The following is a 17323-nucleotide window of genomic DNA, read 5'->3' on the forward strand; positions in this document are numbered from 1 at the left end:
GAAATCCTCGGCACAAACTTGCGGTGTATTGAAAAGTGCATAGTTATTAGAGTGACTTATTGAAAGACATAATTCACAGACAGATTGTGCTTTATGCAAGTGAACGAATGATTAGGAATCAAAACAGAATGGAGTGAATTATATGGCCATACTTAATATGTCAAAAACCCTGTTTAAGAGCTTGTTCCATGGTCCTTATACGACTTTATATCCAATAAAGACAAAAGAGAAGTTTGAGCGCACCAGGGGAAAGATAGATATTGATATGCCGCAGTGTATTTATTGCGGTATGTGCCAAAGACGCTGCCCAACAGGAGCTATCCAGGTTGATAAAGCTTCGACCGCCTGGGGGATTGACAGGTTAAAGTGTATACAATGCGGCTATTGCACAGAGGTATGCCCTAAGAAATGCCTGGATATGAATAATAATTACACAGTGCCGTCCTATGGCGAATCAAAGGATAAGTTCAGCAATGCATGAGTATCCCATTACACAGCACATTATTGAAATGGCTGAAAAATATGCAAAAGAACATGGTGCAAGCCAGGTTGAGGTCATTAATCTGGTAGTAGGTGATTATTCCGGTTATGTAGGGGATTCCATTAACCTGTACTTTGAGATTATTGCAGAAGGCACCCTTTGTGAGAAGGCAGTACTTAATATCGAAAGAGTAAAACCGAAATTAAAGTGCGCTTCCTGTGGGGAATATTTTGAGAGAAAGCCTTTTTCTTTTGAATGTCCCAATTGCAAGGGTGAAGGAGAACCTACGGAGATAGGAAAGGAATTCTACTTAAAATCCATAGAGATAAGTTAAGTAGTTAACTAAGTGAAATACTTAATTATTCTAAATTGAAAAGCAATCAAGGAGGTGCGGCGGGCTTACTGTCTGTTGGGGTATTCCCGGCAGGCAGAATACCTGCAGCACCGATTGTGTTTACATGAGCATGGAGATTAATAAGAAAAATAGAAAGCATTTTTCTTACTTAGCAGTTTGGAGGTTGTGATGGTAGAAACAAAAGAAATTGAAATTATGGAAGCAGTTTATGATAAAAACGATGAAGTAGCTGCTCAGACCAAGGAAAACTTCACGAAGAAAGGTATCTTTGCGGTGAATGTGATGGGAGCACCGGGTGTTGGTAAGACTTCTTCACTGGTTCAGATTATAAAGGGCCTGTCCGGAATTACTTCTTATGTAATCGAAGGAGATATTGAAGCTGATTTTGACACAAAACTTCTGCAGTCTCTTGGTGTGGAAGCAATTCAGATCAATACCGGAGGAGCCTGCCATCTGGATTCTCCCCTTATTGAGAAGGCAGCCGGGGAATTACCTTTGGAATCCGGAGTATTATTTATCGAGAATATTGGTAATCTTGTGTGCCCTGCGGAATTCCAGATTGGAGAGCATGTCAAACTGTTAATTTCCACTGTGACAGAAGGCAGTGATAAGCCCTATAAATATCCTCTGGCTTTTGAAAAAGCAGATATTATCCTGTTAAATAAGTGTGATTTAATACCTTATGTGGATTTTGATGAAGAATTCTTCTTAAAAGGCGTTCGTGCCCAGAATAAGACCGCTCCTGTTGTTAAGGTATCTGCAAAGACCGGAGAAGGTTATGAGGAAGTTGTGAAGTGGATAAAGGAAAAGAAGGAAAACTTATAAAGCGTTTTTTAGTATATGGTCTGGTACAAGGGGTGGGATTCCGCCCTTTTGTACATTCATTGGCAGTTCGGCTGGGAGTGGAAGGAAATGTCTGCAATCTAGGTGGAATTGTTGAGATTATTGCGAAAGCACCGGAAGAGGTTCTTAGTCGATTCCTGTTAGAACTTAAAAATGATAAGGATAAAGATTATGAAATTCATGGAGTGGAAGAAGAGGAGCTCAAAGAAGAGGAGCTTTCGAAAGAGAATCTGAATGAGGGATTTGTTATTAAAGCAAGTGCCAGTAGCCTTCATACCTTTTCTCTGACACCGGATATCGGACTTTGCGATAAGTGTGCGAAAGAAGTGCTGGATGAGAAGAACAGAAGATATCGGCATCCCTTCATTAGCTGCGCAGCTTGCGGACCCAGATATACCATATTGAAACAAACACCTTATGACAGGCAGACTACGGTAATGCAGGAATTTCCCATGTGTGAAGAATGTGGGGAAGAATATACTTCACCGGGGGAAAGACGTTTTCATGCTGAAACTATTTCCTGTAAGGCCTGTGGCCCTCAGCTCTTCTGGAAAGCTGCAAAGAGCAAGAACTTGTGCGGCAGCATAGAGAGTGGGAAAGAGGAAAATGCTTTTCAGAATGCAGTGGCTGTGTTGAGAGACGGCGGTATTGTTGCAGTAAAAGGAATCGGCGGATACCATTATGTCTGCTCACCCTTCTTACCTGAGACAGTAAAAAGACTCAGACTGCTAAAAGGCAGGGAAAAGAAACCTTTTGCCCTGTGCTTTCCGGATATAAATATGGTGAAAGAATATGCAGAAGTTACCCAAGAAGAAGAGCGACTCCTACTTAGTAAAGCAAAACCTATTGTACTCCTTTATGAAAAGAAGCGTAAAATAGCGGACGAGGTCAGCGGTGAAAGTATTTACCTGGGGACTTTTCTTCCCTATACCCCTATTCAACTGCTTTTAACTAGAATGCTTGGACCCCTTATAATGACCAGTGCCAATGATTCCGGCAAACCTATCATAAAAGAGGAGAAAGAGATATTTGAAGTTGGAAGTGAATATTTGGACGGTATTTTATATCATGACAGGAAGATACTTCGCTCTGTGGATGATTCTGTAGTAAAAGTAACTATGGGAAAACCTCAGATAATTAGAAGGAGCAGGGGATACGTGCCTTTTCCTATTTTGATGGAAGGACAGGGGCCTGATATTTTTTGCGCTGGTGGTGATTTAAAAGCAGCTTTTTGTTTTTACAAAGAAGGCAGAGCGGTGGTTTCACAGTACTTCGGGGATTTAGAAGAGTATGATATTCTGAAGGAATATGAGAACTCCTTCGTGGATTTAAAAGAACTTCTTGGTATAGCTCCAATGCTGGCGGTTTGTGATCTGCACCCGGGTTATTTCTCTTCTGAATTTGCCAGGAGGTTAAAGCTTCCCCTGTTACAGGTGCAGCACCATCATGCTCATATAGCATCGGTTATGGCTGAACACCGCTTAAAGGGTAAAGTATTAGGAATTGCTTTTGACGGCACCGGCTATGGTCCGGATGGAAATGTATGGGGCGGTGAGTTTCTGGTTTGTGAAGGCGGAGACTTTACAAGGATAGGACATCTGCGCTATACTTCTCTGATAGGAGGGGATGCCTCCTTAAAGGATGCTAAGAAGCTTGCCCTGTGCTATCTGTTACAGGAAGGTCTTGAGACTTCTCTGCCCGATGAGCGAACAGCGGTTATAAGAGCAGCGCTAAAGTCAGGAACGAATACCTATCTCACATCCAGTATGGGAAGATTGTTTGATGGAGTATCAGCGCTTCTTGGAATCTGCAAGGAGAACCGGTATGAGGCTGAAGCCGCTATAATGCTGGAACAGGAAGCAAGAAAGGCTCTTATCAATGGGATTGAGCCTGCCTGCCTGCAATTTGCAGTAACGAAGGATGAAGAAATGTACCTGCTGGATCCGGCACCTGTTCTCAAAGAACTGGTGCGGCTAAAGGAGTATGAAAAGAAAGAAGCACTGGCTCTGGGCTTTCATTATGCCGTTGCAGAAGCGATTCTTACTCTATGTAAAGAAGTAAAGAGAAAAGAAAATATAAATGACATAGCATTAAGCGGAGGGGTATTTGGAAATACGCTTCTCTTAGAAAAGGTTACGATGCTATTGGAAGAAGAGGGTTTTAGTGTCTATCGCAACGAGGCTGTTCCGCCTGGAGACGGCTGTATCAGCCTGGGACAGACCTTTATAGGGTTAGAAAGGGCTGCCAAGGGTCAGCTTTCATAACTTAACGCAGAGGTTGTACCTGTTTAACCAGCAGCAGAAACTTAATATATAGCAAACAGGCTTGTAGATATTGTGCACCTATAAGTGTTTATATACGGCAATAAGCGCAGAATCGGAGGTAATTATGTGCGTAGCAATACCGGGAAAAATAATTGAGATACATGGTGATACTGCCAAAGCAGATATTATGGGTAATGTATTTGAGGCAAATATCAGTCTTGTGGATGCCAAATTAGGCGATTATATTCTTATCCATGCAGGCTTTGCCATTGAAGTGGTTCAGACAGAAGCAGCACAGGAAATGATAGATATCTTTGCAGAATTAGAAGAGGTTATGAGAGATGACGCTGGAACAGGTAACGAAAGAACTTAAAGGTTATAAAGGAAGAACAATCAAGATAATGGAGGTATGCGGAACTCATACCGCAAGTATTTTCAAAGCGGGAATCCGTTCCATACTGCCGGAGGAAATCAGGCTGATATCCGGTCCTGGCTGCCCTGTATGCGTAACTCCCTCGGCTTATATTGATAAGCTGGTAGACTACTCTTTAAAAGAAAATTATCAGGTGCTTACCTTTGGGGATATGATGAAGGTACGTGGGAGTAAATACTCTCTTACACAGGCAAAAGCGTTAGGCGGGAAGATAAATTATCTCTACTCCCCTCTGCAGTCTCTTGCCCTGGCAAAAGAAAACCCACAGATAAATTATATTTTTGCGGCAGTCGGATTCGAGACAACGGCACCTCTTTACACCATCCTCCTAGAGGAAATGGAAAAAGAAAATATACAGAATTTAAAGCTTCTTATCGCAGTCAAAACAATAATTCCTGCTCTTTCCTATCTTTGTGAGCAGGAGGAAATTGATGGCTTTCTATGCCCTGGGCATGTGAGTGTTATTATTGGCAGTAAGGTGTATGAACCTCTGGCAGAAAAATATGGGAAACCTTTTGTTGTAACCGGCTTTGAGGGAGAGCATATCCTGGCTTCTGTTTATGAGATCATGACTCAGATAACTACCGGGGATTTCAAAATGAAGAACCTATACACCAGTGCTGTAAAGGAAGAAGGAAATGAAAAAGCTTTTGGTGCTGTAATGAAATATTTTGAACCCTGTGATGCTTATTGGAGAGGAATTGGTACAATACCGGGTTCCGGGCTTAGGCTCAAGGAAGAGTTCCAGAAGTACGACGCAGGAAGTGAAGAAGCTTTTGTAGAAGAAACTTTACCGAAGGGCTGCAGTTGTACAGATGTTATATTGGGAAGAATCCAGCCGATAGAATGCCCGGCTTTTGGTAAGAGATGTACACCGATGGATGCCTTGGGTCCTTGTATGGTATCTTCAGAAGGAGCCTGCGGTATTTGGTATAAAAACCGTTAATTCATATAGAGAAGAAAAAGCTGTTTTTCAACTACGGCTTTGAAAGGGGTTAAAATGCATATTGATATGTCCTATGGAAGCGGTGGCAAACAGACCACTAGTCTCATAAATGAAGTTTTCGTAAAGCATTTTTCCAATCCGACTTTGGAAAAGATGGAGGATAGCGCAGTCCTTACGGTAAAAGAAAAGATTGCCTTTACCACGGATTCCTTTGTAGTAACCCCGATGTTTTTTAAAGGCGGAGATATCGGAAAGGTTGCAGTCTGCGGGACGGTTAACGATCTTTTAATGATGGGAGCCAATCCTAAATACTTAACAACCGGCTTTATTATAGAAGAAGGGGCGGACCTTAATGAGTTGGAGCGGATAGCTGCTTCTATGGCCATGACAGCTAAGGAAGCAGGCGTGCAGATCGTAGCGGGAGATACCAAGGTGATTGAAGGAAAAGGAGGTATCTACATTAATACCTCGGGCATTGGTGAAATAGAAAAAGAAGGCATCAGTATTTCCTCCTGCAAGGAAGGGGATGTTATTCTTCTATCCGGTAATCTGGGAGAACATCATGCGGCTATTATGTCACACCGTATGGAAATAGAGAACGACATTAAGAGTGACTGCGCACCCTTAAAAGAAATTGTTTTGAACTTGATAGCAGCTGGAATCGACATTCACTGCATGAGGGATGTAACCAGAGGAGGTCTTGCTACTGTTTTAAATGAAGTTTCCTCTTCTTCTGCTTGTAAAGTAGTAATAGAGGAGAAGGCACTTCCTGTCAGCCCTCAGGTAGAAGGCTTTTGTGATATACTTGGTCTTGACCCTCTTTATATGGCAAATGAAGGAAAGTTGATTGCCGTGGTTCCAAAGGCGGATGCCGATAAAGCCCTGCAAGTAATGAAAGCTTCTAAGTATGGTGAAAATGCTGCTATCATCGGTAAGATAGAGAACGGCACCAAGGTTATAATGGCAACACCCTTTGGAGGAAATCGTGTGATTGATGTGTTGTATGGAGAAGGACTTCCAAGGATTTGTTAGAATAGAAATTTCAGAATTGACCTCCCATATCGGGAGGCCTTTTTTTGATTAGCTGCTAAAAGTGTATGTCTTATAGAGAAAAGGGTAGTTCTTAAGGAGGGCTGTGGGAGAAAACCATAGCTGCAAAGATTCAGGCCACTAATAGGAGAAGAATTCAGGCAGAAATGTGGAGAGAATTTGCATGTGATAAAAAAGCTGTTATAATGTTCTTAAGTATGGGATTGAATACCCCTCATGTCTGGCAGGGACGATATTCTATAAAATAAAGTAACATGCACGGGTTGGAAACAGAAAGTATTTTAACTATGGATTCAGGAATACTAAGATTTGTTTTTATAAAAGTATTAAACAGGAGATAGAGTATGAAGGTTGTAGTTGCAATGGATTCCTTTAAAGGAAGTCTGACTTCCCTGCAAGCCGGAGAGGCGGTACGGGAAGGAATAAGAAAAGTCCGTGAGAATGCCGATGTGGTTGTAAAACCCCTGGGGGACGGCGGTGAAGGAACAGCAGAGGCGCTGATCAATGAATTAAAGGGAAAACAAATTCGTGTAAAAGTAACCGGTCCCATGGGAAATCCCATAGAAGCAATGTACGGAATTCTTCCGGATGGTAAAACAGCGGTTATGGAGATGGCACAGGCTGCAGGCATTACTTTGTGCAAGGATAAGAACCCACTGGCAGCTTCGACCTTTGGTGTTGGAGAAATGATTATAGATGCCATGAAAAAGGGATGCGTAGAGTTTTTGATAGGAATTGGCGGCAGTGCTACCAATGATGGCGGTATCGGACTGTTAAAGGCCTTAGGGTATGAATTCTTTCAAGAAAATGGCGAATTGGCAGGAGAAGGCGGAGGCAGTTTAATAAAGATCGCCAGAATATCCGGTGAGAAGGTACTACCTCAAATAGCAGAATGTCATTTTCATATAGCCTGTGATGTAAATAATCCTTTATGCGGCCCTCTTGGTGCAACTTATATCTATGGTCCTCAAAAGGGAGCCACCGAGGATAACTTAAAGGAGCTGGAGGCAGGAATGAGAAATTATGCGGCTCTTACAAAGGAATATACGGGTAAGGATTATTCAGAGCATCCGGGAGCGGGGGCAGCCGGAGGGTTAGGCTTCTGTTTCCTGGCTTATTTAAAAGGACAGCTGATGCCTGGAATAGAGATGGTTATGAAAGCGGTGAATCTGGAAGAGGAAATAAAAGAAGCAGACTATGTAATAACCGGTGAAGGACGCCTTGACGGACAGTCTGGCATGGGAAAGGCTCCAGTGGGAGTGGCCGCCTTAGCAAAGAAGTATCATAAGAAGGTTATCGCCTTCGCCGGTAGTGTTACCAAAGAAGCAGCAATATGCAATTTCTTGGGAATCGATGCATTTTTCCCTGTTGTAAGAGGCGTTACTACTCTGGAAGAAGCTATGGATCCTGTTAATGCGACAGAGAACCTGAGAGATACCACAGAACAGGTATTTCGGCTGCTGGAGAAACATGTGGAGTACTAAAGATTAAGAGTAAAGGGCTGTGCAAAATAGCCATAATAAACTTTATAACAGGACTGGGTGTATACTAATACATTTCGCGTAGACTGGCCGAGCTCTTCTTGTGAAGCGGAGCGTTTTGAACGAGCGAGGGAAATGCAGCCAAATGTATTAGTATACACCCAGTCCTTTCAAAAGAGTAAATTAGCTATTTTGCAAGAGTCCCTTTCTAATCTTTCTTATAGTTCATCCGGTATTGCTTCGGACTGATACTCTTTAAATTCTTAAACTGGCTGATGAAATAACTGGAAGTTGTAAAGCCGGTCTCTAAAGCAATCTCGGTAATGGAGCTATTGGTGCTGATTAGTAACTTTTCAGCCTTGGAGATACGTACATAGGTCAGATATTCCTTAAAGCTTTTCTTCATAATCTTCTTAAACATTCTGGAAAAATAACTATAGCTCATATTGCAGTACTTAGCCATTTCTCTTGCTGTAATATCTTCCTGATAATTTTCTTCCATATAATCAAAGACCTTTTTTAACTGCTTTTCCATCTCCTTGTTAATGGGCACATCAATATTAAGGTCGATATTATGAGCATGCCAGTTTCTTAAAATATATAGGAATAAGTTCAGGATATCTGCCCTTATGGCAAGCTCGAAGCCGTAACGGGCTTCTGTATATTCCGTATTGATATTGTGTAGAATGGAAGGGAGGATAGTTGCTTTGATTTCTTCTTCCGTAAAGATCTTCTGGTGGGTGGACTCGTTTAGTATAAATGGCATCAGATACTTTATCTCCAGCAGAGATTGAGAAGTATAGAGCATCTCAGGTTCAAATTTAATACAGATATATTGATTCAACCCTTCATCCAAGGCAAAGACATTGTGTATCTCATTGGAGTTGATAAGCACCATATCACCGGCAGCAAAAGGATAATCCCTGCTGTTTAAAAGAATATGAAACTGGCCGGCTTGTGCATAAAGTATTTCGATATAATTATGTATATGGGCATTGACCATCACACCGGAGCCGATTTTTTCCTGGGTATGTACGCTGAACTGCAGAGGAAGCTCGGCATTGGGATTACGTTTTTCTATATAATAAGCTTGTTCCAAAACTGCACTCCTTTTTTTATGGTTAAATTAATTAGGACAAATTTTTGATATTTTTTTGTGTATTTATTATATCATGGATAATGAAGTTATGCTATATTTAAGTAAAATCAACAAATATAATTTAAATAAAGGAGAACTAAGATGGAGAGAAAAGTTAAAGTTGGAATTATTGGCTGCGGCGGCATCGCAAATGGAAAACATATGCCTTCCTTAAGCAAATTGGCCGATGTAGAAATGGTTGCTTTTTGTGACCTTGTAGAGGAAAAAGCAATTAAGGCAAAGGAGAAATACGGCACACCTGACGCTAAGGTTTATACGGATTATCAGGAACTGTTAAAGGATACGGAAATCGAAGTAGTTCATGTTTGCACCCCTAACCGTTCCCATGCACCGATATCTATCGATTCCCTTCATGCAGGTAAGCATGTAATGTGCGAGAAGCCTATGGCAAAAACTGCAGAAGATGCAAGAAAAATGGTTGCAGCAGCAAAAGAAACAGGCAAGAAATTAACCATTGGATATCAGCACAGACATAAACCGGAATCAATCTACTTAAAGAGTGTTATCGAAAGAGGAGATTTAGGAGAGATTTATCTTGCGAAAGCCTATGCCGTAAGAAGAAGAGGAACACCTAATTGGGGTGTATTCTTAAATGAATATGAGCAGGGCGGCGGACCTTTAATTGATATCGGAACCCACTCCCTGGATGTAACTTTATATCTTATGAATAACTATGAGCCTAAAATGGTTGTAGGAACAAAGTATAAGAAAGTAAACAATCCGGAATGCGGCAATCCTTGGGGCGGCTGGAAAGAAGGAGAAAACACCATGGAAGATTCCGCTTTCGGCTTTATCGTAATGAAAAACGGAGCAACTATCATCCTGGAATCCAGCTGGGCATTGAATACCATTGAGCCTATTCCGGAAGGTAGTACCGTTCTTTGCGGTACAGATGCAGGAGCACAGATTAAAGGCGGCGTTACCATTAATAAAGGTGAGTTTAACAGATTAGTTGAGATTAAGCCGGATTTATCCAGCGGTGGCGTAGCTTTCTATGAAGGTATCTCCGATAATCCTGCTGAAGTAGAAGCAAGACGTTGGATTGATGCTGTTAAGAATGATACAGAAGTAGTTGTAAAACCCGAGCAGGCTTGTGTAGTTTCTGAAATTCTGGAAGCTATCTATACCTCCGCTAAGACTGGTCAGCCGGTATACTTTGATTAAGGATTAATTGAAGTGTAGCGTATACTGCTAGCGGGATGAATAAGATACTGTGATCAGAACCTTCTTATATTATATATAGAAGGTTCTGTTACTAAATCCGATATGAGGAGAGAGGTTGTTAAAATGAATATAGCAATAATTAGTTACTGGCACGTTCATGCAGAAGGCTATACCAAAGAAATAATTGAAAAGACTGACAGTAAGGTTGTAGCTGTCTGGGATGAAGAAGAGGAAAGAGGAAAGAGCTATGCCGAAAAGTTCCAGGCAGCTTTCTATAAGAACTATGATGAGCTTCTGGCAAATAAAGAGATTGACGGTGTAGTAATTACCGCTCCAACCTCCATGCATAAAGAACTTATCATAAAAGCTGTAAAAGCGGGAAAGAAAGTATTCAGTGAGAAAGTTCTTGCTCTTACCACCGCAGACTGTTTGGAAATAAAAGAAGCACTTGACAGTCAGGGCAGTGACATCACACTTTCTTTAGTTAAAAAGTGTGATAGCAGCTTCCGATTTGCCAAAGAACTGGTTGAAAAGGGAAGCCTTGGACGTATTACCTATGCCAGAATGAGAAATGTTCATGACGGAAGCATTGGCGATTGGCTGCCGGAGCATTTTTATAACAGGGAACAGTGCGGCGGAGGTGCCATGATTGATTTAGGTGCTCATCCTATGTATCTATTAGCATGGATTCTTGGAACCCCGGTAAGCGTTCAGTCACTCTTTACGGAACTGACAGGACATGGTGTGGAGGATAATGCAGTTTCCTTAATAGAATTCGCAGATGGGGCTATTGGTGTCTCAGAGACAGGTTTTGTATCCCGTTACACTCCTGCTATCTTAGAAATCAGTGGTACAAAAGGAACTCTTATCATTGGAGAAAATATCCGTTATGCCACAACAGAGACAGAAGGCAAATGGGTTACTCCCGAGCAATTACCTGAAACACTTCCTTCTCCGTTAGTTATGTGGGCAAAAGGCCAGACAGAGGGTATGGAGGATTTCGGTATCGAGTCATCCATTACTCTTACAAAGATGATGGAAGCAGCTTATGGATCACAAGCTACCGGAAAGAAAACAGCTATAAGCTAGGATTTACTAATATAATTTACAGAAAGGATGGAGTGTATCTATGGATATTGCAATACAGCTTTATTCTGTTCATACAGAGACAGAAAAGGACTATAAAACAGCAGTAGCTAAAGTGGCAGAGGTTGGTTTTCAGGGCGTGGAATTTGCAGGTTATGGCGGATTGTCAGCTGATGAGATGGCAGCTTTCTTAAAAGAGAATAATCTCTATTCCGTGGGAGCACATGTTGGTGCTGAAAGGATTCGAGACAGCTTCTTAGAGGAACTGGAATATCACAAGACCATTGGTTCAAAATACATTATATGCCCTTATGCCCCTTTAAAGAGTGTTGAAGAGGTCAAGGAATTGGCAGAAGTATTAAATAATGCGGCAAAGCAGGCAGCAGGCAGCGGCATTAAGGTAGGCTACCATAATCATGCCCATGAGTTTGAAGTACTTGATGGAAAGTATGCTTTAGATCTATTAGCAGAGTACACTAACGATGATGTTATATTGGAACTGGATGTATTCTGGGCCGCCTATGCAGGAGTAGATCCCCTTACTTACATTAAAAGGTTAGGCAAGAAAATCGAGCTGATTCATATGAAGCAGATTAACGAAGCAAAAGAAAATGTTGATATGTCTGAAGGCTGCATTGATATGAAAGCAATCAAAGACACAGCAGAATATGCAACTCACTTTGTACTGGAACATGAGGAATATGACAAACCTATTTGGGACAGCATTAAAAATGACTATGATTTCTTAAGCCAGATATAAAGATATAACAGAAAAGCAACTTACTTTTAACCCCATGAGTTTACTGGTAGTATTAACAGAAAGCTCATGGGGATTTTTGTAATTTAAAAGTTTGGATATATTTACTTATATCATAAAGATTCCAAGAATTATTTATAAATAATTTAAAACAAATTATGTATTGCTGTGCTAAAATTTGTTAAATAATTATAAACTAATGATATAAACATTGTAACAGCTGTTTAATTATGCTAAGATTAAAGTGATATACACTAACCTTACCAGTATATATTTAATGGTATTCCATCCTATGAAAGGAGTCAAAATATGGTACGAAAATTAAATAAATATGTAGATATTTTGCGAATAGAATTGAATGACCTAATAAACGAAATCAATGAACATATTGATATCTCTCACAAGGAACATAGCGAGAGAGTAATTAAGAATTTTACCTACCATGGAAACCTGACAATTTATGAAAAGCAGCTTGAGGGTATCAAACAGACACTCAGTCTACTGGAAGAAATAAGCCTTTCTGAGTATAATTCCGTTAATGAGCTGGTAAAAGACTTAAGTGAGCGAATGAAAGTCTATTTTACGACCAGAGGAATCCTGGAAGGGGGATATCACTTAACGCTTAGCAGAATAGAAGATGCTAAGAATTATGTGTTGAGAACGGAGAGAAATACCAGATATTCGGCATAAAATTAGACGGAATATCAAGATTTACCTTGACAGATTTTCATAATGAATCATAATAAAACATAATAATATGCATATTAAGCCTGCACCTTTGATGGAGATAAGTGTAAAGGCACCACATAGTTTCTTTCGGATATGGGGTGCATCTCCTTACAATCGTGTAGGCTTAAATTTGCCTGTGAGATCTTCGGCCTGAACATGATGTGTGTTGGAAAGGGCATTAATATATTATCAAAAAATAATAACAGATATTTCATTTGTTAGGAAAGGCTTGGTGGTTAGGATGAAAAAGGGACTAATTCATTTATATTGTGGTGAAGGAAAAGGGAAAACAACAGCAGCAGCAGGTCTTAGTATACGGGCAGCCGGATGTGGTATGAAAGTTGTATTTTTGCAGTTTTTAAAGGCAATGGAATCCGGTGAAATTGAAATCTTAAGAAATATAGATAATATGACTGTAATTCGAAATGAAGAAGATTACGGATTCTTTAACCGGATGACAGAGGAAGAGAAGGAGGCTATAACAGAGCTTCATAACAATAATCTAAAGCAGGCTCTTGCTTTGGTAGATAAAGGACAATGTGATCTGCTTGTTTTAGACGAAGCCTGTGCCGCTTATAACCATAACCTGTTAGACAGGGCTTTAGTGGAAAACTTAATTCAAAATAAAAAAGAAGCCCTTGAGCTGGTATTGACAGGACGGGACCCGGCTCCATTATTCGTGGAATATGCGGATTATGTATCAGAAATTCGCAAAATAAAGCATCCTTATGATAAAAATATAATTGCCAGAAAAGGGATTGAATATTAATTAGTATTTCCGGTAATTGATTAATTCTTAAGACGTCTTCATAATTATTAGGAAAATGTTAAGAAAATTATAAAGAAGTTTAAGGATATAGCGAATTGATAATTAACTTTATATATGATAAAATCCCTCTTTGTGATAGACAGAAATGAGACTTTTCTTCAGTCTTCTCACCTAAAAGGAAAAGAGGCGGGTTGTCATAAAGGATAAAGCAATTATCAGAAATGTAGAACATATACAATTTAATATTAAAACGAAATCAATTGAAGCTGTTTTAACAGACAGTAATTTAATTATGGCTGCGGCAGCATCTATATTTCTGCCTTATATGATATCCGGAATCATATTGGTTTCAATAGCTATTTATATAGCCATAAATAAACAGACACGAGAAGTATGCCTGGAGCATAAAGAATTTAGAGCTGTCTTAGGCTTTCAGTTATTCTTTCAGGTGATATCTCTGATTTATGGTAACTGGATGGGTGTTTTAGGGGGCTTTGCCTTTACACTGGCAGCGATACTTGGAATCTTTCAGTACCATGTTATGACTGCAAAACTCTATGAGAAGTGTTTAAACATCATGTGTGTATTCAGCTGCTTTTCAACAGTCTATGCATTGGTTGAACAGGTATTGATAAATAATCATGAGCTTCATTATGAACGAGTATGCAGCTTATTCTTTTATCCGAATTATTTTGCAACGATATCAGCTACCATTGTATTAATCTGTGCTTATAAATTACTTACAAAACAAGGAAATCCATATATATTTTATATTGCAATCGTGATGAATCTGATTAACATCTATTTGAGCCAGAGTATGTTTGGATGGGTGGAAGTATTAGCAGGTGTTTCAGTAATGCTGCTGGTGCTTCGTTATTACCGTTTGCTGGCATCCTTTGTAGGTGTTGCAGTTCTTGGTATTGCGGCTATTTTGTTTGTGAATCCGGACATTATACCAAGAGTATCTCAGGCCAATCTGACACTCAGCATGCGTTTTCAGATATGGCAGAACGCTATTGCGTACATCAAAGAAGCACCTTTATTCGGCAAAGGAGTTTTAACCTATGCGTACAGTACCCTTCAGACAGGAAAGATTGTTGCGCATTCCCACAGTATTGTACTAGAATCTCTGTTGAATTACGGATTCCTTGGAAGCGCTGTTTTAGCCGCAGCCGTAGGAAAATACCTTATGAGTATATTAAAGAGATGCTACTACCAAAGAAATACAAAGATTACTTCCCTTATACTGGGAGTAATGGGAGCAGCCCTTGTTCATGGTCTCACAGACATTACACTTATGTGGCTCCAGACTCTCCCCTTGTTTATATTCCTGTTAGCAGGAGCAGGTGCCTTCAAGGCAGAAACCGCTGCCGTTAAGAAAATTGCAGCAGTTGCAGATAGCAGTCTATATGAAAGAATACCAGGATATATGGTTCAGAAAGTCACACCAGTAATTGTCTACTGCAAAAAATCCTGTGATAACTCCAAGGAATTGCTGATAAGCAAGGAAAATGTAAAAGAAAGAGCTAGCGCCTAGTAGGAAAAATTGAGAGGCATTTTTCCTATGCGTTGGGGGGGCGAGGAAAGAAATACTATATATGATTTCTTGGCAGTGGAAAAACTCGTTACAAATTGGAGGCGCGTTGGGGAACATGGAAAGAAACTTTATATATAAGTTTTTACCAGCGAAACCCTTAGATATAATTAGGGCACAAAATGAAGCTTTATTAACAAGTTCCTGCCAGCGAAACCCTTTGCAATATATTTGAGCCACGTTGAGGGAAGCAAGAAAAGAATTTAGATACAAAAGTTTTGCCAGCGAATATCGGCAGTATAAGTGTAATTGAAGAAATAACGGATGCAGAAGAGGTTGATAGAAACTGTAATAGAAGGGTTTCTTGATAATTAGCTTCTGCATTTTTAATAGAGCTATATAGATAAAAATTAGGCAATAGATGGCTTCAGGTTCTTGCCGATTCCAGTTTACTTTAATTTTGCCAATAATATTTATAGCCAAGTACAGGGGATTACTGATTCCATTCAGGCATTTTATATAGAAGGGCTGCGTATGACACTTAAATGGCAGCAGTTATGACTAGGTAAAATTACACCAGTGTCTGAGCACTCAGAGTTACATATTCAATAAGTCAGAAGCGAGTTTGGTGTAATTTGACCTTCCAGGAATAACTGCTGGCATTTTAGTGGAATTCGCAACCCTGAGCCAGAAAATGCCTGAATGGAATCAGAAATCCTCGTCCGTCCCCAATAAATAAATTTAAAGTAAACCTTAACTGTTACCTATGCCACTTATATCCCAAGTGAATGAATTGACAGAGTACAGTTATTTTGCTATGATATCCAGGTATGAGCATATAATTTACATAAACTCCACTGAAGAGGTTACTTATGTCACTAGCAGTAATTGCATTGAATCAAATATTAATTATGTTTCTAATTATGGTTTTGGGTTTCTTTTGCTATAAGATAAAGATAATAAATCAAGAGACCAATAAAAAGCTTTCTGACTTTCTGCTTCTGATTGTAAATCCTCTTTTAATCTTTAATTCCTATCAAAGAGATTTTAATAAAGAATTGCTTAATGGATTAGCCATATCCTTTGCATTGGCAATTATCAGCCATATAGTTGCTATTGGTGGAGCATGGCTGTTAGTGAGAGGAAAGAATAAACAAGATATTCCCTTGGAGCGGTTTTCTTGTATTTATTCCAACTGTGGTTTCATGGGAATTCCTTTAGTTAACAGTCTGTATGGAAGTGAAGGTGTTTTTTATCTGACAGCCTATATGACTGTATTTAATCTTTTGGTTTGGACTCATGGCGTCATTCTTATGACCGGGCACAGGAATCTGAAAGCTTTGGTTAAGACATTGATTTCGCCGACGTTTATTGCCAGTATTGCAGGGCTGATTTTTTTCCTTCTTACCATCAGGACTCCGGGAATACTATTTCACTCTATGGATTATGTCGCATCAATGAATACGCCTCTTGCTATGTTAATTGCAGGAGTAACTCTGGCACAGTCTGAAATTAAGAAAATATTCCGAAAAGGAAGGATATATCTGATTATTTTTATCAAACAGTTTGCTATACCCTTGGTTTTACTTTTGATGTATTTTAGACTGCCTTTTGACCATAAGGTTATTACAACGGCCGTATTAGCCTCAGGCTGCCCTGTAGCTGCCACAGGCACACTGTTTGCCCTTCGCTATAATAAGAACCATCTATACGCCTCTGAGCTCTATTCAGTGAGTACCCTGGCAGCGATTGTTACAATTCCTATCATAATGTTGATTGCAGGTTTCATATTAAAATAGTTTTTTAGGATTTGTAAAAATTAGGTTGACACTTACCGCTTATCGTGCTATAGTTGTAAAGTAATCAAATAAATTATTATGTTGACCTGTATTACAAGTCATTATTTAAATGATTTGGAGACAAGTCAATTTTTTTTATATTGATACGAATAAGAAAATGGAGGTACTAATCATGAACAATGGTATAGTAAAATGGTTTAATTCACAAAAAGGTTATGGCTTTATAACAAACGATAATGGCGGAGATGATGTATTCGTACACTTTTCAGCAATTGAATCCAATGGTTTTAAAAGTCTTGATGAAGGTCAGAGAGTAACCTTTGATATTGAAAAAGACCCTAAAAACAACAAGATCAAAGCTTCTAATGTTAGAGTAGCATAAGATCTGATTGAATAAAATAAATTAGCAGATGTACTGATTAAGAATCCATTCGAAGATTTGTGTCATTCCGATAATTTAAATTTTTGCAGAG

General features: G+C 39.6%; 17 protein-coding genes. 16 read left to right on the forward strand and 1 reads right to left on the reverse strand.

Features of this window, described 5'->3' with window-relative positions:
• The first annotated feature begins 142 nt into the window (after positions 1-142).
• The 8 genes from bsdcttw_RS03140 (at position 143) to bsdcttw_RS03175 (ending at position 7856) form a co-directional block, all read left to right on the forward strand.
• Positions 143-481 carry a 4Fe-4S dicluster domain-containing protein gene (locus bsdcttw_RS03140; RefSeq protein WP_185257968.1) on the forward strand — a complete coding sequence of 113 codons (339 nt, stop codon included), beginning with the start codon at positions 143-145 and terminating at the stop codon, positions 479-481.
• Positions 474-815, forward strand: coding sequence for a hydrogenase maturation nickel metallochaperone HypA (gene hypA, locus bsdcttw_RS03145; protein ID WP_185259678.1), 342 nt, complete (start codon positions 474-476; stop codon positions 813-815). The genes bsdcttw_RS03140 and hypA overlap by 8 nt, the downstream gene beginning before the upstream one ends.
• Before the next feature lie 189 nt (positions 816-1004).
• Positions 1005-1661 carry a hydrogenase nickel incorporation protein HypB gene (hypB, locus tag bsdcttw_RS03150; protein WP_185257969.1) on the forward strand — a complete coding sequence of 219 codons (657 nt, stop codon included), beginning with the start codon at positions 1005-1007 and terminating at the stop codon, positions 1659-1661.
• Positions 1631-3943: a carbamoyltransferase HypF gene (gene hypF / locus bsdcttw_RS03155; RefSeq protein ID WP_185257970.1), complete on the forward strand. Its 2313-nt coding sequence runs from the start codon at positions 1631-1633 to the stop codon at positions 3941-3943. The genes hypB and hypF overlap by 31 nt, the downstream gene beginning before the upstream one ends.
• Positions 3944-4067: 124 nt before the next feature.
• The gene (locus tag bsdcttw_RS03160; protein ID WP_185257971.1) at positions 4068-4316 is read left to right on the forward strand and encodes a HypC/HybG/HupF family hydrogenase formation chaperone; all 249 of its coding nucleotides are present in this window, start codon (positions 4068-4070) and stop codon (positions 4314-4316) included.
• Complete coding sequence (hypD, locus tag bsdcttw_RS03165; RefSeq protein WP_185257972.1) at positions 4285-5322, forward strand: hydrogenase formation protein HypD; 1038 nt, start codon at positions 4285-4287, stop codon at positions 5320-5322. The genes bsdcttw_RS03160 and hypD overlap by 32 nt, the downstream gene beginning before the upstream one ends.
• Positions 5323-5376: 54 nt before the next feature.
• A complete protein-coding gene (gene hypE, locus bsdcttw_RS03170; protein WP_185257973.1) occupies positions 5377-6354 on the forward strand; it encodes a hydrogenase expression/formation protein HypE in 978 nt (325 codons plus the stop codon).
• A gap of 362 nt (positions 6355-6716) precedes the next feature.
• Positions 6717-7856 (forward strand): glycerate kinase family protein, encoded by a 1140-nt coding sequence (locus tag bsdcttw_RS03175; RefSeq protein ID WP_185257974.1) that lies wholly within the window; start codon positions 6717-6719, stop codon positions 7854-7856.
• A gap of 205 nt (positions 7857-8061) precedes the next feature.
• On the opposite strand, the gene bsdcttw_RS03180 is transcribed toward bsdcttw_RS03175, so the two are convergent.
• Complete coding sequence (locus bsdcttw_RS03180; RefSeq protein ID WP_185257975.1) at positions 8062-8952, reverse strand: helix-turn-helix transcriptional regulator; 891 nt, start codon at positions 8950-8952, stop codon at positions 8062-8064.
• Positions 8953-9093: 141 nt separating this feature from the next.
• Between bsdcttw_RS03180 and bsdcttw_RS03185 the strand changes: the two genes are divergently transcribed.
• The 8 genes from bsdcttw_RS03185 (at position 9094) to bsdcttw_RS03220 (ending at position 17232) form a co-directional block, all read left to right on the forward strand.
• Positions 9094-10176 (forward strand): Gfo/Idh/MocA family protein, encoded by a 1083-nt coding sequence (locus tag bsdcttw_RS03185; RefSeq protein ID WP_185257976.1) that lies wholly within the window; start codon positions 9094-9096, stop codon positions 10174-10176.
• Positions 10177-10299: 123 nt separating this feature from the next.
• Positions 10300-11265: a Gfo/Idh/MocA family protein gene (locus tag bsdcttw_RS03190; RefSeq protein ID WP_185257977.1), complete on the forward strand. Its 966-nt coding sequence runs from the start codon at positions 10300-10302 to the stop codon at positions 11263-11265.
• A 40-nt stretch (positions 11266-11305) separates the two neighbouring features.
• The gene (locus bsdcttw_RS03195) at positions 11306-12022 is read left to right on the forward strand and encodes a sugar phosphate isomerase/epimerase family protein (RefSeq protein WP_185257978.1); all 717 of its coding nucleotides are present in this window, start codon (positions 11306-11308) and stop codon (positions 12020-12022) included.
• 306 nt (positions 12023-12328) lie between these two features.
• Entirely contained in the window at positions 12329-12709 is a 381-nt protein-coding gene (locus tag bsdcttw_RS03200) for a hypothetical protein (RefSeq protein WP_185257979.1), read from the forward strand.
• A gap of 280 nt (positions 12710-12989) precedes the next feature.
• Positions 12990-13517: a cob(I)yrinic acid a,c-diamide adenosyltransferase gene (locus bsdcttw_RS03205; protein ID WP_185257980.1), complete on the forward strand. Its 528-nt coding sequence runs from the start codon at positions 12990-12992 to the stop codon at positions 13515-13517.
• A 292-nt stretch (positions 13518-13809) separates the two neighbouring features.
• Positions 13810-15054: an O-antigen ligase family protein gene (locus bsdcttw_RS03210; RefSeq protein WP_185257981.1), complete on the forward strand. Its 1245-nt coding sequence runs from the start codon at positions 13810-13812 to the stop codon at positions 15052-15054.
• Between the two features lie 869 nt (positions 15055-15923).
• Positions 15924-16850, forward strand: a complete 927-nt coding sequence (locus tag bsdcttw_RS03215; protein ID WP_185257982.1) for an AEC family transporter — start codon at positions 15924-15926, stop codon at positions 16848-16850.
• A 172-nt stretch (positions 16851-17022) separates the two neighbouring features.
• Positions 17023-17232, forward strand: a complete 210-nt coding sequence (locus bsdcttw_RS03220) for a cold-shock protein (RefSeq protein ID WP_185257983.1) — start codon at positions 17023-17025, stop codon at positions 17230-17232.
• The last annotated feature ends 91 nt before the right edge of the window (positions 17233-17323 follow it).

Origin of the sequence: Anaerocolumna chitinilytica (genome assembly GCF_014218355.1) — a bacterium.
GTDB lineage: Bacteria > Bacillota > Clostridia > Lachnospirales > Lachnospiraceae > Anaerocolumna > Anaerocolumna chitinilytica.